This is a genomic window from Sphaerisporangium corydalis, from assembly GCF_025506355.1.
Classification (GTDB): Bacteria; Actinomycetota; Actinomycetes; order Streptosporangiales; family Streptosporangiaceae; genus Sphaerisporangium; species Sphaerisporangium corydalis.
In genome coordinates, this window is record NZ_JANZYP010000031.1 from 74,595 (window position 1) to 98,881 (window position 24,287).

At 69.9% G+C, this 24,287-nt stretch carries 22 protein-coding genes; 10 read left to right on the plus strand and 12 right to left on the minus strand.

What is annotated here, in order from left to right; all coding sequences use genetic code 11:
- Nucleotide 1: 1 nt before the first annotated feature.
- Both NYZ98_RS21605 and NYZ98_RS21610 read right to left on the minus strand, forming a co-directional pair.
- A complete protein-coding gene (locus NYZ98_RS21605; RefSeq protein WP_262844657.1) occupies nt 2-1,219 on the minus strand; it encodes a TolB-like translocation protein in 1,218 nt (405 codons plus the stop codon).
- Nucleotides 1,216-1,722 carry a SigE family RNA polymerase sigma factor gene (locus NYZ98_RS21610; protein WP_262844658.1) on the minus strand — a complete coding sequence of 169 codons (507 nt, stop codon included), beginning with the start codon at nt 1,720-1,722 and terminating at the stop codon, nt 1,216-1,218. The genes NYZ98_RS21605 and NYZ98_RS21610 overlap by 4 nt, the downstream gene beginning before the upstream one ends.
- A gap of 122 nt (nt 1,723-1,844) precedes the next feature.
- Between NYZ98_RS21610 and NYZ98_RS21615 the strand changes: the two genes are divergently transcribed.
- Entirely contained in the window at nt 1,845-2,663 is an 819-nt protein-coding gene (locus NYZ98_RS21615) for an ABC transporter ATP-binding protein (protein WP_262844659.1), read from the plus strand.
- 55 nt (nt 2,664-2,718) lie between these two features.
- Here the strand turns inward: NYZ98_RS21615 and dnaE are convergent, their stop codons facing one another.
- On the minus strand, nt 2,719-6,306 hold the full coding sequence (gene dnaE / locus NYZ98_RS21620) for a DNA polymerase III subunit alpha (RefSeq protein WP_262844660.1): 3,588 nt from the start codon (nt 6,304-6,306) through the stop codon (nt 2,719-2,721).
- Nucleotides 6,307-6,401: 95 nt separating this feature from the next.
- On the minus strand, nt 6,402-7,682 hold the full coding sequence (locus NYZ98_RS21625; protein ID WP_262844661.1) for an MFS transporter: 1,281 nt from the start codon (nt 7,680-7,682) through the stop codon (nt 6,402-6,404).
- Between the two features lie 72 nt (nt 7,683-7,754).
- On the opposite strand from NYZ98_RS21625, the gene NYZ98_RS21630 reads away from it, so the two are divergent.
- The gene (locus NYZ98_RS21630; protein WP_262844662.1) at nt 7,755-8,729 is read left to right on the plus strand and encodes a GlxA family transcriptional regulator; all 975 of its coding nucleotides are present in this window, start codon (nt 7,755-7,757) and stop codon (nt 8,727-8,729) included.
- Nucleotides 8,730-8,902: 173 nt separating this feature from the next.
- Here the strand turns inward: NYZ98_RS21630 and aceA are convergent, their stop codons facing one another.
- Nucleotides 8,903-10,195 carry an isocitrate lyase gene (gene aceA, locus NYZ98_RS21635; RefSeq protein ID WP_262844663.1) on the minus strand — a complete coding sequence of 431 codons (1,293 nt, stop codon included), beginning with the start codon at nt 10,193-10,195 and terminating at the stop codon, nt 8,903-8,905.
- A gap of 515 nt (nt 10,196-10,710) precedes the next feature.
- On the opposite strand from aceA, the gene NYZ98_RS21640 reads away from it, so the two are divergent.
- From NYZ98_RS21640 to NYZ98_RS21650, 3 genes are all read left to right on the plus strand, one after another.
- Nucleotides 10,711-12,180, plus strand: coding sequence for a helix-turn-helix domain-containing protein (locus NYZ98_RS21640; protein ID WP_380706364.1), 1,470 nt, complete (start codon nt 10,711-10,713; stop codon nt 12,178-12,180).
- 143 nt (nt 12,181-12,323) lie between these two features.
- Complete coding sequence (locus tag NYZ98_RS21645; protein ID WP_262844664.1) at nt 12,324-13,067, plus strand: SDR family oxidoreductase; 744 nt, start codon at nt 12,324-12,326, stop codon at nt 13,065-13,067.
- A 49-nt stretch (nt 13,068-13,116) separates the two neighbouring features.
- The gene (locus tag NYZ98_RS21650) at nt 13,117-13,875 is read left to right on the plus strand and encodes an alpha/beta fold hydrolase (RefSeq protein ID WP_262844665.1); all 759 of its coding nucleotides are present in this window, start codon (nt 13,117-13,119) and stop codon (nt 13,873-13,875) included.
- 26 nt (nt 13,876-13,901) lie between these two features.
- Here the strand turns inward: NYZ98_RS21650 and NYZ98_RS21655 are convergent, their stop codons facing one another.
- On the minus strand, nt 13,902-14,555 hold the full coding sequence (locus tag NYZ98_RS21655) for a TetR/AcrR family transcriptional regulator (RefSeq protein WP_262844666.1): 654 nt from the start codon (nt 14,553-14,555) through the stop codon (nt 13,902-13,904).
- A 61-nt stretch (nt 14,556-14,616) separates the two neighbouring features.
- Nucleotides 14,617-15,459 (minus strand): class I SAM-dependent methyltransferase, encoded by an 843-nt coding sequence (locus tag NYZ98_RS21660; protein ID WP_262844667.1) that lies wholly within the window; start codon nt 15,457-15,459, stop codon nt 14,617-14,619.
- Nucleotides 15,460-15,744: 285 nt separating this feature from the next.
- Between NYZ98_RS21660 and NYZ98_RS21665 the strand changes: the two genes are divergently transcribed.
- A complete protein-coding gene (locus NYZ98_RS21665) occupies nt 15,745-16,737 on the plus strand; it encodes an NmrA family NAD(P)-binding protein (RefSeq protein WP_262844668.1) in 993 nt (330 codons plus the stop codon).
- 106 nt (nt 16,738-16,843) lie between these two features.
- A complete protein-coding gene (locus NYZ98_RS21670; protein WP_262844669.1) occupies nt 16,844-17,257 on the plus strand; it encodes a winged helix-turn-helix transcriptional regulator in 414 nt (137 codons plus the stop codon).
- An 86-nt stretch (nt 17,258-17,343) separates the two neighbouring features.
- Here NYZ98_RS21670 and NYZ98_RS21675 read toward each other — a convergent pair whose 3' ends face one another.
- The gene (locus NYZ98_RS21675; RefSeq protein ID WP_262844670.1) at nt 17,344-18,288 is read right to left on the minus strand and encodes an oxidoreductase; all 945 of its coding nucleotides are present in this window, start codon (nt 18,286-18,288) and stop codon (nt 17,344-17,346) included.
- Between the two features lie 101 nt (nt 18,289-18,389).
- Between NYZ98_RS21675 and NYZ98_RS21680 the strand changes: the two genes are divergently transcribed.
- Nucleotides 18,390-18,944 (plus strand): TetR/AcrR family transcriptional regulator, encoded by a 555-nt coding sequence (locus tag NYZ98_RS21680; protein ID WP_262844671.1) that lies wholly within the window; start codon nt 18,390-18,392, stop codon nt 18,942-18,944.
- A gap of 58 nt (nt 18,945-19,002) precedes the next feature.
- Here NYZ98_RS21680 and NYZ98_RS21685 read toward each other — a convergent pair whose 3' ends face one another.
- The 4 genes from NYZ98_RS21685 to NYZ98_RS21700 form a co-directional block, all read right to left on the minus strand.
- Nucleotides 19,003-19,326, minus strand: coding sequence for a hypothetical protein (locus NYZ98_RS21685; protein ID WP_262844672.1), 324 nt, complete (start codon nt 19,324-19,326; stop codon nt 19,003-19,005).
- 314 nt (nt 19,327-19,640) lie between these two features.
- Complete coding sequence (locus NYZ98_RS21690) at nt 19,641-20,657, minus strand: SGNH/GDSL hydrolase family protein (protein ID WP_262844673.1); 1,017 nt, start codon at nt 20,655-20,657, stop codon at nt 19,641-19,643.
- Between the two features lie 30 nt (nt 20,658-20,687).
- Nucleotides 20,688-21,707, minus strand: coding sequence for an SGNH/GDSL hydrolase family protein (locus NYZ98_RS21695; protein WP_262844674.1), 1,020 nt, complete (start codon nt 21,705-21,707; stop codon nt 20,688-20,690).
- Between the two features lie 517 nt (nt 21,708-22,224).
- On the minus strand, nt 22,225-22,725 hold the full coding sequence (locus tag NYZ98_RS21700) for an ATP-binding protein (RefSeq protein ID WP_262844675.1): 501 nt from the start codon (nt 22,723-22,725) through the stop codon (nt 22,225-22,227).
- 166 nt (nt 22,726-22,891) lie between these two features.
- Here NYZ98_RS21700 and NYZ98_RS21705 point away from each other — a divergent pair, with 166 nt between their 5' ends.
- Nucleotides 22,892-23,752, plus strand: coding sequence for a helix-turn-helix domain-containing protein (locus tag NYZ98_RS21705; RefSeq protein WP_262844676.1), 861 nt, complete (start codon nt 22,892-22,894; stop codon nt 23,750-23,752).
- A gap of 16 nt (nt 23,753-23,768) precedes the next feature.
- Nucleotides 23,769-23,987, plus strand: a complete 219-nt coding sequence (locus tag NYZ98_RS21710; RefSeq protein ID WP_262844677.1) for a DUF397 domain-containing protein — start codon at nt 23,769-23,771, stop codon at nt 23,985-23,987.
- Nucleotides 23,988-24,287: the final 300 nt, after the last annotated feature.

A 24,287-nucleotide genomic window follows, 5' to 3' on the forward strand; every position in this document is an offset into this window, starting at 1 on the left:
CCTAGTCGATGGCGGCCAGGTTCACGATGACGAACCTCCCGCCGAGCCGGTAGCTGAACATGCCGGGTAGGCGGTGGTCGAAGGTCGGGATGGCCATCGCCCCCCGCTTGTCGCTCCGGATCCCGAGGTCGGCCGAGCGCCCGGAGGTGAGGTCGTAGAGCACCACGCCTCCGCGCGTCGTACCGGCCCGCCGCTCCAGCATCAGGAAACGGTCGAGGAGGGGGATGTTCTGCGACGGCATGGCCTGCCCAGGCAGAGCGCGTTCCCCCGACCCGTCACGATGTCTCGCGGTCCGCCCCGTCAGGCACCACGTGATCGCGCAGACGACGCCCCGCTCACCCGGCCTGGTGACCGCGCCGACGGTCCTGCCCGTCCGCAGGTCGAGCAGGTGCTCGCCGATGGGCACGTCGAAGGGCTCGTTCTCGTGGACCCGCGGATAGGACGCCCAGGGCCACTGGAACAGGTAATACTTTTCCGTGCCGGGAACCAGCGCCGGCCTCTTCCCGTCGAGGGGCACCTGGTGGACGCCGTCCTTCCCCCACACCGACCAGACCACCTTGCCGTCCCCGATCGCCATGTCGATCCCGGTCGCACCGGCGTCCCGCAGGACGGCCACCTGGCGCGGCGTGCCGCCCGTCACCGGGACCGTCCAGATCCGGACGACCTGGTGCCCGCCCTCCCTGCGGTAGGTCCACCACCCGATGTGCCCGTCGCCGATGGACAGGTAGGAAGCGGTGACCGAGGTCCCCGGCGGGGTGGTCACCCGTGCGAGCCTGCCCGCCTCGCCGGTGTTCATGTCGTACGTCCACAGGCCGTCGAGGCGGTCGGCGTGGTCGTCCTTGAGGGTCGTCGCCAGCAGCGTGTGGTCGTCCAGGAGGAGCTGCGGGTAGAGGTACCGCCCGTTGGGCAGCTTCTCGGGGGCGGTGCGCACGGCCTTCGGCCACACCTTCGTGATCGCCGGCGGCATGCCGGTCCCCGTGGTCGGGGACGGCCTCGTGACGGGAAGGTCCGGCCCGGCCGTGAGCCGGACGAGCGTGACCGTCGACCCCGCCACGACCGCGACGGCGACGGCGGCGGCGACCGCGATGGCCGCGAGGCCGCGCCGGCGCCGCTCGGCGTGCCGGGCGGCGACCCGGCCGAGAAGATCGGGCCGGGCGGCCGGCGCCCGGGTGGCGGCGCGGGCCAGCGTACGGGTCAGGGCGTCTTCGAGGTCGGTCATCGGGTGCTCCCGTTGGCGGGCGAGGCGGTCGCGACGGGGGAGCGCAGCTTGTCCAGGGCCCGGGAGGCCTGGCTGCGCACGGTGCCACGCGAGATGCCGAGGATCTCCGCGATCTCGGCGTCGGTCCGGTCCTCGTAGTAGCGGAGCACCAGCACGGCCCGCTGCCGCCGGGGCAGCGCCGCCAGCAGCTCCCACAGCTCGGCGTCGTCGTCGGACCTGGCGAAGGGGTCGTCGGCGCTCGCCGGCTCGGGAGGGTCCCAGGTGAGATGCTCGCGTCTTCGCCTGCGCCAGGCGTTGATGTGCAGCCGGGTCATCGTGGTGCGGACGTAAGCCTCCGGGTCCTGCTTGCGCCGGACTTTCGGCCACGACCCCCGCAACCGTACGAGGGCCTCCTGGACCAGGTCGGCGGCGTCGTGCGGGTTGCCGGTCAGCACGTAGCCGTACCGGAGCAACGCGTCGGCGCGGTCGCCGGCGAAGTCCTCGAAGCGTGGGTCGTCGTCCACGGGTCAGTGTCCTCTCTCGTCCGTCCCGGTTAAGACGGGGGAGAAGGGTCAGGTGTTGCACCGGCCCGGCGCGCTTTCCCGGGGGAACGTCCCCCTATGCTGCTCGCGGGAAAGGGGGCCCGATGGGTCAGGATCGCACGGCGGTGGAGATGGCGGGGGTGACCGTCAGGGTCGTCGGCCGCACGCTGCTGGACGCCGTCGACTGGCGGGTGGGGCACGGGGAGCACTGGGTGGTCCTCGGGCCGAACGGCGCGGGGAAGACCACGCTGCTGTCGGTCGCGGCGGCCATGCGGCACCCGAGTTCGGGGTCGGCGTCGGTGCTGGGGCACCGGCTGGGCCGGGTGGACCTGCGCGAGCTGCGCCGGCACATCGGGCTGGTGGCGGCGACCCGGCGGCTGGTCGACGAGGAGCTGATGGAGGCGGAGGGGCTGACCGCCCAGACGGTGGTGCTCACCGGTCACACCGGGAGCAGCGCCCCGCTGTGGGACCGGTACGGGCCCGGGGAACGCGAAAGGGCCGCCGCGCTGCTGGCCGACCTCGGCTGCAAGGACCTGGCGGACCGGCCGTTCGCCGTGTGCTCGCAGGGGGAGCGGGGCAGGGTGCGCATCGCACGGGCGCTGATGCCCGACCCGGCGCTGCTGCTGCTCGACGAGCCGTTCGCGGGCCTGGACCTGCCCGGCAGGGAGGACCTCGTCACCGCGATCGAGGAGCTGGCGGCGGGCCGCCCGGCGCTGACGACCGTGCTGGTGACCCACCACCTGGAGGAGGTCCCCGCGACCACCACGCACGCCCTGCTGGTGCGCGACGCCCGCGTGCTGGCCGCTGGGCCGGTGGCGACCGTGCTCACCGGCCCGAACCTGTCGGAGTGTTTCGGCCGCCCCCTGGCCCTGGACCGGGCCGACGGCCGCTGGTACGCCCGCGCGTCCCGCCCGGCCGGCTGACCGGCCGAAACGGCCCGTCCTCCGGCCAGGATGTCGTGGTGGCCCGGATCCCTGGTCAGGGGCCGACCAGGGCGTTCGGGCCGAGCAGGACCTTGATGTCCCCGGCGAACGCGCCGCCGACGGCGTTCACCCGGTAGTCGGGCAGCTCCACGACGCTGATCTTCCGGTTGAGGCGCTCCATGCGGAGGTGGACGGGGGTCTCGCCGGGATGCACCTTCAGGATCCGCTTGAGCTCGTACACCAGGTCCTGGGTGACCCGTTCCTCGCGCAGGGCGATGACCACCGGCTCGCGGCCGTCCGCCTGGATCCCGGAGATGTCGAGGAAGCTGATGTCGGTGGCGTTGAAGGAGATGGTGGCCTCCTCGCCGTCGCCGCGCGAGCGGATGCGGCCCGTCACCGACACGACCAGGTCGGGCGCGAGGTTGCTCCCGTACAGCTGGTAGGTCTGGGGGAAGCAGGGCACCTCGATGGACGCGTCGTGATCCTCGATCTTGAGGATGGCCCACACGTCGCCCTTCTTGGTGACCTTCTTGTCGACGCCGGAGATGATCCCGGCGATGCGGACGTTGCCGAACCCCGCCTGGCCCTCCAGGACCTGGGCGACGGTCAGGTCCCGGTTGCGCTCAAGGACGCGCTCCGCGCCGTTGAGCGGGTGGTCGGAGACGTACAGGCCGAGCATCTCCCGCTCGAAGGACAGTTTGGTCTTCTTGTCCCACTCGCCCTCGGGGACCACGACGCGGAACACGTTGTTCGCGTCGTCGTCGGCGTCGTCGAACGCGTCGAACAGCGAGTCCTGGCCCAGGGCCTCCTTGCGTTTGACGTCGATGACCGAGTCCACGGCCTGGTCGTGGATCTGGACCAGGCCGCGCCGGGTGTGGCCGAGTCCGTCGAACGCCCCGGCCTTGATCAGCGACTCGATGGTCCTCTTGTTGCACACGACCTGCGGGACCTTGGTCAAAAAGTCGTTGAAGTCGCTGTAGGCGCCCTTCTTCGAGCGGGCGGTGATGATGCCGTTGATGGCGTTCTCGCCGATGTTCTGCACCGCCCCGAGCCCGAACCGGACGTCCTCGCCGACGGCGCTGAACCGCAGCCCGGACTCGTTGACGTCGGGCGGAAGGACCTTCACCTTCATGCGGCGGCACTCCGCGAGGTACAGGGCCATGCGGTCCTTGTTGGTGCCGACGGAGGTGAGCAGGGCGGCCATGTACTCGGCCGGGTAGTTGGCCTTGAGGTAGGCGGTCCAGTACGACACGAGCCCGTACCCGGCGGTGTGGGACTTGTTGAACCCGTAGGAGCTGAAGGGTTCCAGGACGTCCCAGACGGCCTTGGCGGCCTCCTCGGTGTAGCCCTTGCCGACCATGCCGGAGGAGAACGTGGCCCACTGCTTGTCCATCTCCTCCTTCTTCTTCTTGCCCATCGCCCGGCGGAGGATGTCGGCGCCGCCGAGGGTGTACCCGGCCAGCTGCTGGGCGATGGCCATGACCTGCTCCTGGTAGACCACCAGGTGGTAGGTGGTGCCGAGGATCGGGTCGAGCGCGTCCTGGAGCGTGGGGTGGATCGGGGTGATCGCCTGCTGCCCGGCCTTGCGCAGCGCGTAGTTGGTGTGGGCGTTGGCGCCCATCGGGCCGGGGCGGCCCAGCGCCAGGACCGACGAGATGTCCTCGAACCGGGCCGGGGCGATCAGCTTGGTCAGGTCGCGCATCATCGAGCTGTCGAGCTGGAACACCCCGAGGGTGTCGCCTCGGGCCAGCAGCTCGTAGGCCTTCTTGTCGTCCAGGGACAGTGTGAGCATGTCCAGGTCGACGCCGCGGTTCTCCTTGACGTTCAGGACGGCGTCCCCGATGACGGTCAGGTTGCGCAGGCCGAGGAAGTCCATCTTCAGCGCGCCCATGTTCTCGCTGCTGGGCCCGTCGAAGCCGGTGATTCGCGCGCCGTCGTCCGCCCGCATGAAGATCGGCATGACGTCGAGCAGGGGCTGGGAGGACAGGATCACGCCCGCGGCGTGGACGCCGGTGCCCCGGGTCAGGCCCTCGATGCCGAGTGCGGTGTCGACGACCTGCTTGACGTCCTGGTCCTCCTCGTAGAGCTTGCGCAGCTCCGTGGCCTCGGCGTACCGGGGGTGCTTCTCGTCGAAGATGCCGGAGAGCGGGATCTCCTTGCCCATGACGGCCGGCGGGAACGCCTTGGTGATCTTCTCCCCGACCGGGAAGGGGTAGCCGAGGACGCGGGCCGCGTCCTTGACGGCCGCCTTCGACTTGATCGTCATGTAGGTGATGATCAGCGAGACGTTGTCCTGGCCGTAGCGTTCGGTGACGTACCGGATCATGTCGCCGCGCCTGCGCTCGTCGAAGTCCAGGTCGACGTCGGGCATGGAGATGCGTTCGGGGTTCAGGAACCGCTCGAACAGCAGGGAGTGCTCGATGGGGTCGAGCTCGGTGATGCCGGTGACGTAGGCCACCATGGAACCGGTCGCCGACCCGCGGCCCGGGCCGATCCAGATGCCGTTGTCGCGGGCGTACTGGCAGATGTCGGCGACGACGAGGAAGTAGCCGGGGAACCCCATGTTCTCGATGACGGTGAGCTCGTACTCGATGCGCTCCTCGACATGGGCCGGCACCGGGTCGCCGTAACGGCGGACCGCACCGCGGTGGGCCTCCTTGCGCAGCCAGCTCATCTCGGTCTCCCCTTCGGGGACCGGGAACTTGGCGGCGAGGTCGCGGTGGGCGAACACCTCGTCGTAGGCCTCGACGCGCTCGGCGATCAGCAGGGTGTTCTTGCAGCCCTGCGCCCAGACCTCGGAGTTCGGGTCCAGCGCCCACATCTCGTCGGCCGACCGCACGTAGTAGCCGTTGCCGGAGAACCGGAACCGGGACGGGTCGCTGATCTGGGAGTTGGTGCCGACGCAGAGCAGCGCGTCGTGGGCGGTGGACTGGTCCTCGGTGACGTAGTGGGAGTCGTTGGTGACCAGCGGCGGGATGCCGAGGACCTCGCCGAGCCGCAGCAGCTCGCTGCGTACCCCCGTCTCGATCGGGATCCCGCCGTGATCCATGATCTCCAGGAAGTAGTTGTCCCGGCCGAAGATCTCCTGGTACTTGGCGGCGTGCTCCACCGCCTTGTCGAACTGCCCGAGCCTGAGCCGGGTCTGCACCGCGCCCGAGGGGCAGCCGGTGGTGGCGACGATCCCCTCGTGGTACTTCTCGAACAGCTCGTCGTCCATGCGGGGGTACTTCTTCATGTGGCCCTCGAGCGAGGCCAGCGAGGAGATCCGGAACAGGTTGCGCAGCCCCTGGGCGTTGACGGCCCACATCGTCTTGTGCAGGTAGGTGCCGGTCGCCGACACGTCGCCGCCGAGCCCGGTCCGCTCGTCGGACTTGCGCTGGTGGGGCTCCCCCCAAAACACCGGTTTCTTGTAATGGCGCGACTCGGGGCTGACGTACCCCTCGATCCCGATGATCGGTTTCACGTCGGCGGCCTTCATCTTCGCCTGGAACTCGTAGGCGCCGAACATGTTGCCGTGGTCGCTCATCGCGATCGCGGGCATCCCCAGTTCGGCCGCCCGCGCGGCCAGCTTATTGATCTTCGCTGCGCCGTCGAGCATCGAGTACTCAGTGTGAACATGCAGGTGAACGAATGAATCAGCCACGGGTGATCGAGGGCCTTTCGTGGTGGATCTGCCGCCACCCCAACCCTATCGACCGCCCCCCGCGCCCGCCGAGTCCCTGGAGTCAAACGACATGATCAGTGAGCCGGACTGAGTGACCCGCCATCACTGACCCCGACCGGCCCGGCCCTGCGCAGCTTGCGCACCGACGGCGTCAGCAGCAGGGCGGCGCAGACGGCGAAGCTGACCCCCGCCGACGTCAGCAGCAGATCGCGGGGATCGATCACCCCCGACACCGGTCCGACGAGCGCTTGCCCGACGGCGATACCGGACACCGACCCGGCCACCTCGTAGGCGGTGACACGGTTCAGGACGTCCGGGGCGACCTGGGTCTGCACGCTGGTCGACCACATCACGGCCCAGAACGCCCAGGCCATGCCGCCGAGCAGATGCCCGGCCATCAGCTGGGGCAGCGGCAGTTCGAGCGCGGTCACCAGCGGCCCGAAACCGAAACCGATCATCGCGACGGCCCCCGCGGCCAGCGGCCGGGACGGGCGGAAGCGGATCGCGACCAGACCGCCGATGACCGTCCCGACGCCGAGGCCCGCCATCACCCAGCCGTACGCCGCGTCGCCGAGGCGCTCGCCGATCAGCCGGGACCCGAGCGGGATCGAGGGGCCGAAGACGAGCATCCCGAAGAAGACCCAGATGATGATCACCGCGCACATCCAGGTGCGGGACCGGAACTCCGCCCAGCCCCGCCGCAGGTCACGCAGCACGCTCGCGCGCTCGGGCCGTGCGGTGGGGGCGAGCCGGATCAGCGTGAGGCACAGCGCGCTGAAGGCGAAGGCCGCGGCGTTCAGCGAGTAGACGACGCCCGCGCTGGACAGCGCCATCACCAGCCCCGCGAGGACGGGCCCGCCGAGCTGGGACGCCGCGTCGGCGATCTTGAGGGTGGCGTTGGCGCGCTGCGGGTCGCGCGCCACCAGCGGAACCATGCTGTTGACGCCGGGCTGGAACATCGCGGCGGCGGTCCCGGCGACGAAGGAGCAGGCCAGCAGGAGCCAGAGCGGAGGGACGCCGGTCAGGAACGCGACCGCGACCGTGCCCTGGCTGACGATCCGGACGGCGTCGGCGCCGACCATCATCGTGCGGGCCCCGATCCGGTCGGCGAAGACCCCGCCGAACAGCACGAAGAGCACGAAGGGCGTGGTGAAGATGGCCAGAACGTACCCAACGCCCGCGATTCCGTAAATCGCTCCGACGGCCAGGGCGGCGGCGACCTGCATCATCGCGTCGCCGAGCAGGGCTACGGATCTGGCCCCGAAATAGAGCGTGAAATCCCTGGTCCAGATGCTGTTTCGGGTGACCGGGGGCTGCCCGCGATCGAGGACGGCGGTCATGTCGGGGGACTCCATGGGATCTCATTCTGGACATCCGATGGGGTTCCGGCAGGCGCCCGCAATGACATCAATGGGTACATTCATGCCATGAAGCAGCGCGTGGTCGTCTTCGTCAGCCCGCTCCAGGAGCTCTACACGGTGACCTGCGCCTCGGCGGTGTTCGGCTACCACGGCCCGGACATCCCCCGGCACTACGACTTCCAGATCTGCGCCGAGCGTCCGGGCCCCGTCGCGACGAGCGTCTGCGCGGACCTCGTGGTCGAACGCGGCCTGGACGCTATCGCCGAGGCCGGCACCCTCCTGATCGCCGGGTGGGGCGGGTGCGGCGGCACCGGCATCAGCGCCGAACTCGTGGACGCGATCAAGGCCGCCCATGCCCGAGGCACCCGGTTGGTCGCCATCTGCTCGGGCGTCTACCTGCTCGCCGAGGCCGGCCTGCTCGACGGCAGGAGGGCGGCGGTCCACTGGGACTTCACCGCCGACTTCGCCAAGCGCTACCCGCGCGTCCGCGCCGACAAGACCGTCCTCTACGTGGACGACCGCGACATCGCGACGGCAGGCACCTCAGGCACCACCATCGACCTCTGCCTCAACCAGGTCAGACACGAACACGGGGCCGCCCTGGCCATGCGCATCGGCCGCCAGTTCTCCGCGCCCCCGCACCGCGAGGGCTGCCAGCGCCAGTATCCCGAACTCCCGACCACCGGCCCGGTCCCCGACTCCCTGTCCCCTCTCCTGGACTGGGTCATCGCCAACCTCGACCAGCCCCTGACGCTCGAGGACATGGCCGCCCGCTCGGGCCGCACCCCTCGCACCCTCAGCCGCCACTTCGCAGACCAACTGGGCGTCTCCCCGGGCCGCTGGCTCCTGGACCGCCGCATCGCCAGCACCCGGGCCCTCCTGGAGGAGACCGACCTGCCCATCGAGACCATCGCCCAACGCGTCGGCCTCTCCTCCGCCGTCAACCTCCGCCGCCGCTTCCACAACGCCCTCGACACCACCCCCGCCCAATACCGCCGCACCTTCCGCCGGCTCCCGCCACGGAAGAACACGGATCGATGACCACCACGTATCGGAAGCGGGCATGAGGACGCGGGTCCGTCCGGAGGGGGCCGCTGCCCATGGCGGATCTTTACTGGACGGACCCGCGCGTTCTCGGGAGCAGGGAGTCCCCGCCGTCGGATAGGCGGCCAGGGACCCCTGCGTTCGGATGGACGGTCCTGGGCGGAGGATCGTCAGTGCGTGGTGGCGAACTGCTCGGTCTCGGTGGAGCCCTTCAGGGCCACCGTCGAGGAGTCGGGGGCGACGGCCGTGCTGATCAGGTCGAAGTAGCCGGTGCCCACCTCGCGCTGGTGGCGGGTCGCGGTGTACCCCTGCGCCTCGGCGCCGAACTCGGCCTCCTGCAGCTCGACGTACGCCGTCATGCCGTCCTCGGCGTAGCCGCGCGCCAGGTTGAACATCGAGTAGTTCAGCGAGTGGAAGCCCGCCAGGGTGATGAACTGGAACCGGTACCCCATGTGGCCCAGTTCGCGCTGGAACTTGGCGATGGTGGAGTCGTCCAGGTGCTGCTTCCAGTTGAACGACGGCGAGCAGTTGTAGGCGAGCATCTGGTCCGGGTACTCGGCCTTGATCGCCTCGGCGAACCGCCGCGCCACGTCCAGGTCGGGCGTGGAGGTCTCCATCCACAGCAGGTCGGAGTGCGGTGAGTACGCCAGGCCGCGCGCGATGCAGGCCTCGACGCCGTTGCGCACGCGGTAGAAGCCCTCGGCCGTGCGGTCGCCGGTGGTGAAGGATTGGTCGCGGGGGTCGACATCGCTGGTCAGCAGCGTCGCGGCCTGGGCGTCGGTCCGCGCGATGATCAGGGTCGGCACGTCGCAGACGTCCGCGGCCAGGCGGGCGGCGTTGAGCGTCTTGATGTGCTGGCCGGTGGGGATCAGCACCTTGCCGCCGAGGTGGCCGCACTTCTTCTCCGAGGCGAGCTGGTCCTCCCAGTGCACGCCCGCCGCGCCGGCGGCGATCATGCCCTTCATGAGCTCGAAGGCGTTCAGCACGCCACCGAAGCCGGCCTCGGCGTCGGCGACGATGGGCGCGAGCCAGTGCGGGGCCCTGGCGTCCTCCTCCGACCAGGTGATCTGGTCGGCGCGGAGCAGGGCGTTGTTGATGCGGCGCACCACGGCCGGGACCGAGTTGGCCGGGTACAGGCTCTGGTCGGGGTAGGTCTGCCCGCCGAGGTTGGCGTCCGCCGCCACCTGCCAGCCGGAGAGGTAGATGGCCTTGAGTCCCGCCTTGACCTGCTGCACGGCCTGGTTGCCGGTGAGGGCTCCCAGCGCGTGCACGTAGTCCTCGGTCTCCAGCAGGGTCCACAGCCGCTCGGCGCCGAGCCGGGCGAGGGTGTGCTCCTCCTGAACGGAGCCGCGCAGTCGAACGACGTCTTCGGCCGTGTAGGTCCTCTCGACGTTCTTCCAGCGCGGGTTGCTCTCCCACTCTCGCCGCAGTTCGTCTGCAGCTCCCTTGAGGCGATCTTTCATTTTGACTCCTTTGGCGTCCTCTGGGCGCTTGCTTCGATTCTGCGGCCTTCTAGGGGTCGTGAACAGGATCGATCAAGAGAAGAACGACGCTTCTTTCGTTCAGAATGAATACTCGTCAGTATTCCGCTGAGAAGAAACGCAAAGTTTTCACTATGGACTAGACCAATTCCTGTGGACCACGCCACTCATCGCAGGCTGGCAAACCACCATTTATCGCGACAAACAGGGATACTTCGGGCGATGGGTGGGCAGGTGGGTCGTCCCAAGAAAGGCATGACCCGCCCGGTCGGCCGGGCCGGACGGCCACCCGGCCCACCCGGCCGGGACGATGATCTGGAGCCTCGCCGTCACCGGCGGCCCGGCCGGGGAATGGCGAGCGGGTTCGGCGTCCCTCGCCGGCCGGGACGGTGTGTGGTCGGCGGGGCGGCGCCGGGCCGGAGGGCGGAGGTGGGCTTGACGGGCGGGATGACGCAGCGTGCTGGAAGATGTGTAGAAATTTCGATTAGGATCGTGGTATGGCGTCTTTGGTGGGAGAAGAACCGCTGTCTTTGACGCAGGAGCTCGACCTCCTGGCGTTCGGTCAACGGCTGCGGCACCTGCGCAAGCAGCGCGGGCTCACCCTGTCAGAGCTGGGCGAGCGCGTCGGCCGGGCCCCCAGCCAGCTCTCCCTCCTGGAGAACGGCAAGCGGGAGCCCAAGCTGTCCCTGCTGAAGTCGCTCGCCACCGCGCTCACCGTGCCCGTCGAGGAACTGCTGCGGCGCCAGGCGCCCAACCGCCGCGCCCAGCTGGAGATCGGCCTGGAGGAGGCGCAGCGCGACCCGATCTACGCCTCGCTCGGCCTGCCCCGGCTGAAGGTCTCCGCCCGGGTGCCCAACGACGTGCTGGAACACATCCTCGGGCTGTACGAGGAGCTGCGCTCGCGGCAGGCCAAGGGGACCGCGACGCCCGAGGAGGCCAGGGCGGCCAACGCCGAGCTGCGGCGCAAGCAGCGCGAGCAGGGCAACTACTTCGCCGAGATCGAGGCCGCCGCCGCCGAGGCCCTGGCCGCCGTGGGGTACCGCACCGGCGCGCTCTCCCAGGGCACCGTGCAGGCGCTCGTCACCCATTTCGGGTACACCGTGCAGACCGCCCAGGACCTCCCTCGCTCCGTACGGTCGATCACCGACCTTCGCCATCGGCGCATCTACGTCAAACACGAGCAACTCGGCATGCACACCCCCCGCACGATCCTGCTGCAGACCCTCGGCCACCTCGCGCTCGGCCACCACAAGCCGCGTGACTTCGCCGACTTCCTGCGGCAGCGCACCGAGGCCAACTACTTCGCCGCCGCCATCCTGGTCCCGGAGACCACCGCCGTGCCCTACCTCAGGGAGGCCAAGCAGGACCGGGTGCTGTCGGTCGAGGACCTGCGTGACGTGTTCGCGGTGTCGTACGAGATGGCCGCCCACCGCTTCACCAACCTGGCCACCCACCACCTCGACCTGGTCTGCCACTTCGTGCGCAACAACGCGGGCGGCATCATCTACAAGGCCTACGAGAACGACGGCATCGAGTTCCCCGCCGACGAACAGGGGGCCATCGAGGGGCAGCGCATGTGCCTGCGGTGGTCCGGCCGCCAGGTGTTCCTGTCCCCGGACCGCTTCTCGGTGTTCCACCAGTACTCGGACTCGCCCACCGGCACGTACTTCTGCAGCGCCCACGTCGACCCCTCCCGGGAGCGCGACTTCGCGATCACGCTCGGGGTGCCGTACCGCGAGTCCCGCTGGTTCCGGGGCCGGGAGACCACCAACAGGTCCAAGTCGAACTGCCCCTCGGGCGACTGCTGCCGCCGCCCGCCGGCCGAGCTGACCCAGCGCTGGGAGGGGTACGCCTGGCCGTCGGCCCGCGCCAACTCCCACGTCCTCGCCGCCCTGCCTCCCGGCTCGTTCCCCGGCGTGGACGAGGCCGACGTCTACACCTTCCTGGACCGCCACGCCACCCTGTGACCCGCTGGGCTGACCCGCTGGGCTGACCCGCCGGGCACCCGCCCTCGAACGCTCTCCCGTTTCTCACCGGCCGGGTTCCGGGCCGGGGGCGACCTCCCGTTACGGTGGTGGTCTCTCGCCGCAGCCTGCCAAGGAGATCCCTCATGAGCACGGAGCACGCCAGCTCGCGCGTCGCCATCGTCACCGGCGGATCCGGCGGCATCGGACGCCAGGTCGCCGAGCGGCTGGGCGCCGAGGGGTACGCGGTCGTGGTCGGCTACTCGGGAAGCGAGGGCAAGGCCGCCGACGCCGCCGACGCGGTGAAGGCGGCCGGCGGCACCGCGATCACGGTGCGGGCCGACGTCGCCGAGGAGACCGAGGTGGCGGCGCTGTTCGACCGGGCCGAGCGGGAGTTCGGCGGCATCGACGTCGTGGTGCACACGGCCGGCCTGATGATCCTCGGGCCGCTGGCCACCTACGATCTCGACGTGCTCGACCGCATGCACCGCGTGAACATCCGGGGGACGTTCGTGGTCGACCAGCAGGCCGCCCGCCGGGTCCGCTCCGGCGGCGCGATCATCAACTTCTCCACCTCCGTCACCAAGCTGGCCCCGCCCGGCTACGCCGCGTACGCCGCCTCCAAGGGCTCGGTCGACGCGATCACCCTGATCCTGGCGCGCGAGCTGCGCGGCAAGGATGTCACCGTCAACGCCGTCGCCCCCGGCCCCACCGCCACGCCCCTGTTCCTCGACGGCAAGGACCAGGCCACTATCGACGCCATGGCCGCGCGCCCCCCGCTGGAACGCCTCGGCACCCCCGACGACATCGCCGAGGCCGTCGCCTTCCTCGCCGGCCCCGCCCGCTGGATCAACGGCCAGATCATCTACGTGAACGGCGGCATCGCCTGACCTCGATGGTCCTGCCGAGCGAGTGCCGAACGGGTGTCGAAAGGATTCCATGACCTGGTACGGGCCGGACGCGCAGCGGATCTACTACGAGGACGCCGGCCGGGGTGACGCCGTCGTGATCATGCCTGGCTGGGGCGGCAGCGTCATCGACCTCGATCGCGTGCGAGGCGAACTCGCCGGCGGGTTCCGTGTCATCGCCGTCGACCTGCCGGGATCAGGCCGGTCCCTGCCCCAGCCGAGGCACTACGCGCCGACCTACTACCTGGACGACGCCCGGGTCCTGCTCGGCCTGCTCGACGAACTCGGAGTCGAGGTGGCCCATCTGATCGGCTTCAGCGATGGCGGCGAGGAGGCGCTCCTCATGGCGGCGCTGCGCCCGGCCCGGGCGCTTTCGGTCCTCACCTGGGGCGCGGCCGGTCAGATCGTGGCGTCGCCGCGGATGCTCCACGGGCTCGCGAACCTGCTGGACGACCCCATCGACGAGCTCAAGACGCTGGCCGCCTACCTGGCCGAGAGCCACGGCGTGGCCCACGCCCGCACCATGGCGAACAGCTGGTCCCAGGCACTGAGCGCGGTCATCGACGCGGGCGGCGACATCAGCCGATCAAGAGCGGCCGACATCACCTGCCCCACGCTCCTGATCACCGGAACCTACGACCCCTTCTGCCCCCCGAGCCTGGTCCGCCAGATGGCCGAGGCCCTCCCACGCGGAACCTACCTGGAGGCCCCAGAAGGCGGCCACGACCTCCACCTGTCACACGGCGCCTGGCTGACGTCCACCATCGTCAACTGGCTGAGCGATCACTAGCGGCGCTGTGCCCGTGGGCGGGACAGTCATTCTCGGGGTCGAGGTTCGGGGTCGAGGCCGGTGAGGATGGTGGTGATCAGGGAGTCGGTGAAGTCGGGGGGGACCTGGTCGGGGGTGAGGACCGTGCCGCTCAGCAGGGGGAGCAGGACCAGTTCGTGGCAGGCGCCGATGATCATCGTGGCGGCGGCCTCGGGGCTGGCGTCCGGGGACAGGCGGCCGAGGAGCAGTTCGGCCCGCAGGTAGTCGGCCAGGTCGGCGCGCAGGCCGCGTCCCCCGGCCGTCGGGTTGGTCAGCTCGCCGAAACGGATGAGCACCCTGGGCTGGTGGAGCAGGCCGGCGAAGGCGGGCAGGATCGCGATGTGCAGGGCCACGCCGTAGGCGGCGTACGCGCGCAGGTTGGCCTCGACGCTGCCCTCCCCGGCCCGCCCGGGCGGCTCGCCCAGCCGGCGCTCCACCGAACGGACGTGCGCGTGCAGCGCCAGCGCGAGGAGCTCCTCCTTGTCGGCGAAGTGGTTGTAGAGCACGCCGTCGGCGACCCGTGCCTCGCGGGCGATGGCCCGCACCGTCAGGCCGGCGGTGCCCTGCTCGGCGATGAGCCGCTCGGCGGTGGCGATGAGGTGCTCGCGCAGGCTCTGCTCGCCGCCGCCGTCCCGCAGCACGGCCGCTCTTCTCGGAGACATCACGCACATCGTATTGAGTACCGGCCCCGGTCCGCCCGGCGGAGACCAGGCCGGACCCGGGTCACGGGCGGGTTGCGGTGATCAGGAGGCCGCCGCCGCGCAGGCGTACGGCTCCGGGGTGTTCGAAGGGGAGCAGGGCCTCGGTGAGTGCCTGGCGGGCCCGTGCCGCCGTCGCCGGGTCGACCTGGCCGAGCAGGTGCTGGACGGGTCCCCAGGCACCGAGGAAGGCGGCCGCGTCGGCGGCGTCGCGTCCCCATATCTGGGGAGCGTCGACGGGTGTGGTGGCGACGCCGGTGAAGCCGGCTTCGGTGAGCACCTCGCGGACGTGCGCGGGGTCCGACAGCGAATCCGGCCCGGGGCCGCCGGTCTGCGGGGCGTCAGGCGCGGGGAGGTGCTCGGCCATTTCGGCGAATACCTGGCCGAGGTCGTTGTCGGCCATGCTCCGCAGGCTCAGGAAGGCGACCCGGCCGCCGGGCCGCAGTGCGCGGCCGATGTTGGCGAACGCGGCCACCGGGTCGGCGAAGAACATGATCGCGAAGCGGCTGATGGCGACGTCGAAACCGCCTGCCGGGAACGGGTGGATCTGGGCGTCCCCCCGGTCGAAGGTCACGTTGGTCACGCGTTCTTCGGCCGCGAGGGCGCGTGCCCGTTCCAGCATCGGCTCCGACAGGTCGACCCCGGTGGCGTGCCCGTGCCGAGCCAGGCCCGCGGCCAGCCGGGTGAGCTGCCCGTTGCCGCACCCGACGTCGAGCACGCGGTCGTGCTCCCCGATGGCCGCCGCGTCCAGCAGGAATCCGTTGAATCCGCTGTTCACGGCGTCGTATCGGTCGTGGTTGCCGGCCCAGTGCCGCCCTTCGTACCCGTTCCATGCCTCGGACTGCTCGGTGTTGACGATCGAATGCATTTGAGCCCTCCCATGGGGTGCCGCCCAGCCCGGACGTTCACTCCGGGCATAGGTTGTTATGAACACGCGTTCATGAACTTGTGTTCACGAACATACCACTGGCGCCGTCCGCGCGCGGCTGGGTCGGGGGAGCGGTGGCAGGTGTGGGCGGCTCCAGGGAGGGCCATGGGGCTGACCTGGGAGGTTACGGCGGTGTGCCTGACCGACATTCATGTGCCTCCTTATGGGCCCGGCCGCCGGTCGCGATGCTGGGGCGGTTACCTGACAGAACCAAGGAGATGCCTCATGATCCTCGTCACCGGCGCGTCCGGCGCGCTCGGCGGTCTGATCCTCGACCGCCTCTCGGCCGTCCCCGGCCTTGAGGTGGTCGCCGGCACCCGCGCCGCTGCCCCCGAATCATCGGCCCCCGCGCCATCGGGTCCCGCACCATTGGCCCTCTCGGGCGACACCTCTGAGGGGAATCGGGCGGCCGGTCGTCCGGACGCGCGGTGGATCGACTTCGACCGGCCGGAGACGCTCGCCACCGGGTTCGCGGGCGCTGACGTCCTGGTGTTCGTGTCGGCCGGGTACGCCGACGACGACGTGGTGATCGCCCGGCACGGTGCGGTGGTCCGGGCGGCGGCCAAGGCGGGCGTGCGGCACGTGATCTACACCAGCCTGGCCGGGTCGGGCGACGGGCTCAGCCTCGCCTTGATCCACCGCTGGACCGAGGAGCGCCTGGCCGAGGCCCCCTTCGAGGTGACCGTCCTGCGCAACGGGCTGTACGCGGAGGTGCCCGTCGCCCTCGCGCTGCTGTGCGCCGGGTCCGGCGTCGCCTCCGGCGTTCTCCAGGCGCCGTTCGGTGCGGGCCGGGTCACGGTCGTGGCCAGGGAGGACCTCGCCGACGTGGCCGCGCGGGTCGCCGCCGAGGCGTACGCGGACCTGGCCGCCGGTGCCGACCGCCGGCACGCGGGACGCGTGTACGAGCTGCCCGGGGTGGCGGCCATCGGCGGGGCGGACATCGCGGCGGCGCTCGCCGAGACGCTGGGCCGCCCGGTCGCTTACCGGACCGCGCCGCTGGCCGCCGCGCGGGTCGTCATCGGCAAGGCCGGGCTCCCGGCGTTCCAGGCAGACCACGCGATCTCGACGCTCTCCAACGTCAACGCCGGCCGGCTCGTGCAGGAGGGCGGCGACCTGCCGGGCCTGCTGGCGGCGCCGCCCCGTCCGGTCCCCGACCTGGTCGCCGACGCGGTGAAGGCTCTCGTCGCCGTCCTGCCCACGGGCGTCGCCACGTCCTGACCAGGGTCGTGGCACCGTCGGGGTGGGTGTGGCTCGCGGTGGTGGTCGTGGCCGGTGGCTGAGACAATCGACGGCGACGCGCCATCGGGCCGGAGGAGGCACCTCGATGACAGTGGGGCGAGCGGTGGTGACCGGCGAGCCGGTGGGCAGCTGCGCGGATTACGAGGAGGACTGCGGGATCCGGGAGGTCCTCGACCGCATCGGGGACAAATGGTCGGTCCTGGTGATCGTCGAGCTCGCCCAGGGCGTGCGCCGGTTCCGTGCCCTCCAGCGCGCCGTGCCGGGCATCTCCCAGCGCATGCTGACCCTCACGGTCCGCCGCCTGGAACGCGACGGCGTGATCTCCAGGACCGTCCACGCCACGATCCCGCCCCAGGTCGAGTACGAGCTGACGGCGACGGGCCACAGCCTCACCCACCTGGTGAAGGCCCTCGCCGACTGGTCGGCCGAGCACCACCAGGTCATCGCCGACGCGCGCCGCCGCTGGGACACCGCCAACCCCGACTCCGGAATCCGCTGACCGAAACGGAGTCCACGGGCTAACGGAGCCCGACGGCTGACGCAGTCCGCACACCGCCTCGGCTCAGGTCGTGTCGCGCGGATCGGTCAGCCGGGGTGTCGCAGAGAGGGTTCGGCGAAGCGGTAGACCACGCCGGTCAGCCGCTCCGACTCTTCCCAGAGGCGGCGCTGCGCGGCGGTGTCGTACGAGCGGGCGCTCGACTCGACGCGCTCCGGGTGCCCGGTGAACTGGAGCCTGCCCGGCGGGCCGTAGTACTCGCCGCCACGCGCGGCGGGGTCGACGGCGGCGCGCACCGACGCCAGCGCCCCCACGTGCGGGCTCTGCAGCAGCCACGAGGTGAACCACCTCATCCCGGGCCGCATCGCGACGCGCACGAAGACGCCCAGGTTGCGGCCGAAGTCGGTGCGCGCGTTGCCGGGGTGCGCGGCCAGCGAGATCGTCTCCGCGCCGGCCGAGGCCAGCCGCCGTTGCAGTTCGTAGGCGAACATCAGGTTCGCGAGCTTCGACTGGAAGTACGCGGTCTCGCCCTTGTACCCGTGTTCGAGCTGGAGGTCGCCGAACTTCATCTCCCCGCGCCGGTGCCCGATGCTGCTGACGGTCACGACGCGGGAGCCCGGCACCGGCAGCAGCAGTTCCAGCAGCAGGCCGGTCAGCGCGTAGTGCCCGAGGTGGTTGGTGCCGAAGTGCAGCTCGAAGCCGTCCTCGGTGCGGGTGTACGGCGGCATGATCATGCCGGCGTTGTTGACGAGCAGGTCCAGCCGGGGGTGGATCTCCCCGATCCGTTCCGCGGCCTCGCGGACCGAGGCGAGCGAGGCCAGGTCCAGGCGGATGGGGATGACCGTTGACCCGGCGCCGATCCGTGCCGCCGCGGCTTCCGCCTTGCCGAGGTCGCGGCAGGCCAGCAGCACGGTGGCCCCGTGCTCGGCCAGCAGCTTGGCCGTCTCGAAGCCGATGCCGGTGTTGCCGCCGGTGACGACGGCGGTCCGTCCTCGCTGGTCGCCGATCTCGGCCCCGGTCCATCTCGCGTTCATGGTGCGCCTCCAGCCGCCTATAATCGGGATGGTCGTCCCGTTTGAGGCGACTATACGGGACGGCCGTCCCGTTTGTCGAAGGGTCCTGGAGGGGACGGGTCGTGCGTGCCGACGCCAGGCGGAACAGGGAACGGGTGCTGGAGGTGGCGTGCGACGTGTTCGCGGCCGAGGGCCTGTCGGTCCCGGTCGCCGAGATCGCACGGCGGGCGGGGGTCGGCACCGGCACGGTCAGCAGGCACTTCCCGACAAAGGAGGACCTGTTGCGCGCCATCATCCTCGACCGCATCGAGCGCATCGTGGACCAGGCCCGTGCCCTGGAGTCGCTCGGGGACCCCGGCACGGCCTTCTACCGTTTCCTCGCCGTCATGGTGGAGGAGACGGCGGCCAACCGGGGGCTGACCGAGGCGTTCGCGGGCGCCGGTTTCGACATGGAGGCCGCGTCCTCCGGCGCCTCCGACGACGTCATGGGGGTGTTGCGCGATCTGCTGGCCGCCGCCCAGCGCGCGGGGGCGGTACGGCCGGACGTCGAGGTGGCCGATGTGAAGGCGCTCATCATGGGGTGCCTCGCCAGGGAGCGAGGCGACGGTGACACCGCCGCGCGCCTGCGCATGATCACCGTGGTCTCGGCGGGCCTGCGCCCGGACCCTGCCCGCTGAGTGGGCGTGAGATGTCCTCCTTGTCATGTTCGCCGGCCGGGTTCGGTGGCACGGGGCGTCAGTTCCATTGCGAGTGCTGCTGGAAGGGCTGTATCGCGGGCGGGGTGTTCCTCCTCGTTCTCGGCTGGCGCTGGGTCAGGGTCTCGCAGGAGACCAGCCGCCACGGGCTCAATTCGGGATTGGCGATCGTGTCGACCACCTGTGCGCGGATCTGCGCGGTGACGCTCTCCTCTGTGTGAATTCGGATGGCGATGAAACCGACACCCTGCCGGAGTTCCTTGTCCCATTGCCGGGGCAATTGGGCCAGGAGTCGCTTACCGTCGACGGGGGAGTCGTCCGACGGGTGCCTCGGGTCGCGGCGCAGCGTCAGCACGACGAGCATCGCCGTGCCCCTCCGCTCCGCCCCAGGTGAAGCCCACCGGGACGGCCACTGGCGGGCCGGCCCCGTATATGGGACAAAGCATGCCGACCACACTGATAAGGGACTGGCCGGCGGCGGGGATCGTTCATTCCTTTTCTCTTTCTCGGGGCGGTGGATTCGTTCTCGCAAGACCAACTCTGCGCTTTCCACCGCCCGCGGGCCAGAGAAATCGAAGGCAGCAAGTTGCCCGCCGATGACCGCTTCCTGCCAGCGAATCGGGTATCCAAGGCGCCCGTCTGGTATTAGGAGGGATACCCCCTCCCGGGCCGGGCGGCTCAGCCGATCTTCGCCGAGATGATCGGGGCGAGCCGGTCGGCGATCTTGACGTGCCCCGCGTCGTTCGGGTGCACCGAATCGCTCAGGTCGGAGGCGGTCAGCCACCCCTCGGTGTTGACGTAGTACACGTTCGCGTCGCCGCCGTCGTTCAGGGCCTTGACCGACGCCTGGGTCTGCGCGGCGAACCGCTTGCTGAACGTCTCCAGGGCGAACACCGCCGCACGCGGGTACTTGGCCCGCACCTCGCGCAGCAGGTTGGTGTACGACGCCTGGAACTCGGGGGTGTGCACGCCGTGGCCGGAGTCGTTGGTCCCGAGGTTGATGACGACGGCGCTCGCCTGGTAGCGGGAGAAGTCCCAGTCCGGCGTCGTCGCGTTCGGGTTCAGCTTGAGGAACTGCCGCTCCAGGCCGACGCACCCGTCGGTGGTCACCACCAGGCAGGCACCCCCCTGCGCGACCTGGGTGTGCCGGACGCCGAGCCGCTCCCCGACGAGCCACCCGTACGCGGTGAGCGCGTTCTTGGAGGTGGTGGTCCCGACGGTGATGGAGTCGCCCACGAACTCCACCAGCTTGGCCGGGACGGCCGCGGGAAGCGTCCGGGCGCCGGAGTCCAGGATCAGGCCCTGGAAGACGGCGTCCCCGTGGTAGGAGCCGGCGACCACCCGGTACGACACCTTCAGCGTGTGGTTGCCGGACGCCAGCGGGGTCGGCGTCAGGTTCACCGTGCCCTTCACGTTGGTCAGGTAGGTGTACGGCCGGCCGTCGACGCTGGCGTACAGGTCGATGGTGTTGCGCTGCCGCAGCTTGACGGTCGTGCCGGTGAAACCGGTGGTGAAGTAGGCCCCGGCCCAGTACGGCGTGAAGGCGGTGGTCGTGGCCGTGTCCCACCGGCCGGTGAACGCGATGTTGGAGTCCGTCGGCGAGCCGTCCCCGGTCGCGGCCGACGCCCCGGTGGCGGGGACGAGCCCGCCCGCGACCAGGGCGGCCAGCGTGATCAGGGTCCTCCAGTGCGACATGGGGCCGTCCCTTCCTGGGACCTCGGCCGGCTAGGGAGCCGGGACGCCGATCCTGGGCGCGATGATGGGCGCCAGGCGGTTCGCGATCTTGATGTGCCCGGCGTCGTTGGGGTGCCCGTCGCCGTCGGCGTAGTCGGTGTTCACCGTCAGCCACCCCTCGGTGCCGATGTAGAACACGTTGGCGTCACCCGAGGCGTTGAGCGCGGCGACCGCCGCCTGCGTCTCCGCGACGTACCGCTTCTTGAAGGTCTCCATCGCGAACAGCGCGGCACCGGGGTACCTCGCCCGGACGGCGCGCAGGAACGCGGTGTAGGACGACTGGAAGGCCGCACCCGTGACGCCGTGCCCGATGTCGTTGGTCCCGAGGTTGATCACCACGGCGGCGGCCTGGTAGCGGCCGAAGTTCCAGTCGGTCGTGCCCGTGCTGCCCAGCTTGAAGAACTGGCCGCTCTGCCCGACGCACCCGGACTGGGCGACCAGGCAGTACCCGGCGCGCGCGATCTGGGTGTGGCGCACGCCCAGCTTCTCGCCCAGCACCCACCCGTAGGCCGACAGCGCCAGCTTGGAGTCGAGGTACCCGGCGGTGATGGAGTCGCCGACGAATTCCACCAGCTTGGCGGGCACGCTCGGCGCCACCGTGGTCGCCCCGGCGTCGAGCACCAGCCCCTGGAAGATCGTGTCGCCCGAGCGGTAGGAGACCCGCAGGGTGTGGGTGCCGGCCGCGAGCCTGGTCGGGGTGAGGTTCACCGTGCCCCTGACCCCGGCGTAGAACACGTCCGCGCCCCGGTCGACGCTGACGTACATGTTGACCGCGTCGCGCTGCTTGATCTTGACGGTGGTGCCGGTGAACGACGTCACGAGGTAGGCGCCGGTCCAGTTGGGGACGTAGCCGGCGCTGTTGGTCGTGTCCCACCGGCCCACATAGGCGATGTTGGTGTCCGCCGGGCCGCCGTCCCCGGCGGCCGCGACGGCCGGGCCGGGGATGAGGATCATGGCGGCGGCCAGGGCGACGGCGGTCAGAAGGGCCGTCACGGCCGATCGAGGCTGCATGCCGTCTTCCTAGATCGCCCCCAGGAGCCGGTCAATCACCCGGCACCCCCGCCGGCCGCGTCCCGGGTCCTTTCACAGCTCAAAGGCCTTCTCACGCGCCGATGCCGCTGTAAGTTACACAGTCACGCAGACCCGCAAAGGCCCTCGCCTTCGGCTCGGGCGGTTTTCCAGGGGCCTGACAGCCCAACCAAGCCGCCGACCGGTGAGCATCCGGTATGCGCGCGGTGAAAAGGTCCTCGCCTTCGGCTCGGGCAGTTTTCTATAGGCCTAGCGGCTCACCCGAGCCAACGCGACCGGCCCACTTTCACACCGAACGGCCCACACTCACCCGCACCAGGAACCACCCCGCACCAGGAACCACCAGGAACTACCCCGCACCAGGAACTACCCCGCACCTGGAATGCGTCTGTGAACGGCGCCGGTACGGCGGGTCGCGGGGCGGAGTTGTCGGCGCCGAGTACGGCGAGAAACCGGTAAGCAGCCGGTGCGCACGCAGTGAAAGGAACCTGTGGACACGCTAGTCAGTCGCCGCGCGCCGAAGCTCATCCAGTTCGAACCAGACGGTCGTGCCGGACGGGTCGCGGTGGAAGCCCCAGCGTGCCGCGAGGTTGTTCACCAGGAGCAGGCCTCGTCCGCTCGTCTCGTCGTCGCGAGGGTTGAGCAGCGTCGGGATCCTCGTCGAGCCGCCGTCCTGGACGGCGACCAGTACGCCACAGGGCTTGAAGGCCACCGTGACCGTGAAGTCCTGGTCGACGGCGTGCCGGATGACGTTGCCCGCGAGCTCACTCGTCAGCAGGACGGCGTCGTCCAGGCACGGATGCGCCGGCCCCAGCAGCCCGGCGACGAACGTGCGCGCCGGTCTGACCTGGCATGCCGCGTTGGCGAACTTCTGCGAGCACACCGGAGAGACCGGTTCGGCCTCCACCTCCTCCCGCCCCCCGCCCCACCACGAGCCACCCCCGAACCGGTCCATCCGCCCGAACTCCACGACCGACCTCCCGTCACCGGCACCGGCCACCTGCCCCATGAGAGCAAGGCCAGCACTCTCCGTATGCAAGCCAATACGCACAATGACAGCGAGTCTGCAATCCTGCATGCCGTTTCGAGGAAGTTCTTCAACTCAACGTGATCGACCGACCGCGACTAGTAATGTTCCCTCTGTTCCGGGTGAGGAGGGATCGGGCATGGCGGGAAAACGAGGCATGACCTTGAGGGCTCAGTGGCTGGGTCGTCAACTGAGGGAGTTGCGTGAGGACGCGGACCTCACCCTCATGGACGCGGGAAGCCATATCCAGCGTGACGGAGGCACCATCAGCCGGTTGGAGACCGGGCTCTATCCCGCACGCACTCCAGATGTCGCGGCGCTGCTGGACCTGTACGGCCTGGCAGATCGCGATCGCAGGGACGCCTTACTACGTCTGGCCGCCGAGGTCTGGCGCACAGGTTGGTGGGACGACTATTCCGAGAAGCTGTCCAGGAGCATCATCGACTACGCGTGGCTGGAGGCGCGTGCCATCAAGATCCGCTCATTCGACGCTCTTGTGATTCCCGGGCTTCTCCAGACCGGCGCCTACCTTGAAGCCGTGATCCAAAGAGCCGGTGAGGGTCTGTCTCCTCAACAGGTCGCATCCGGAGTCCGCTTTCGCATGCAACGTCAGAAATTCATGGGGACTCCAGAACAGCCGTACATAGAGACCGTCTTGGATGAGAGTCTCCTGTACCGCTTGTCAGGAGGTCCAGAGGTGCTCAGAGATCAACTCGATCATCTAGCTGATCTGGCTGAGCACCCAAAGATGGGTATTCGAGTACTTCCATTCAGCTCGGGTGCTCACGTGAGCCCCGAGGGCGCGTTCCGGATCTTCGAGATGCCTGATCCATACCCCGAGGTGGCCTTCGTGGACAGTCCTGGAGGGGGAATCTATGTTGAGAGTGATGAAGTTCAGCGTCTTACGGCCAAATACGATGCCATTCGCCGGGACGCGTTGGATCACGAACAGTCGGTGAAAATGATCCAGGCGGCGGCGAACAAGATTCGCCTGCCCTGAGACGGAGGAACGGTCGATGTCAACTCCCGACCCGCAGATCAGCGCTGCATGGCATATCAGCAGTTTCAGTCCAGATGGCGGCGCGAATTGTGTCGAGGCGGGACCTCTCCTCGATGGCTCCGGGCGGATCGCCGTCCGGCACAGCCGTGATCGTGAGGGGACTGTCATCGTCTATACACGAGGTGAGTGGGACGCCTTCCTGGCGGGCGTTCGTGCGGACGAGTTCGATTTCTGACGGGGCCGGCGAGGGTGGATGCGCCTGTCCGTCGGCCGGGCGGTGACTGCTCGCGGCCGGGGTGAGTCACAGCGGGGAGAACGGTAACTCGGAACGCGTCCGCGAGATCCTCACCCGAGAGTTGGGCCACACCGTTCCGGGCACCGGCGCTTGGGGCGGCGGCGCCCGTGACGGGGTCAGACATCCCTGGACGTTGGATGTCAAGCGGCGAGGTCGTGGTTGCGGTGTGACCATGCGGTTGCCTGGTCGTAGGTGGTGTGGGTTTTAAGGCAGCCGTGGAGGATGCCCACCAGGCGGTTG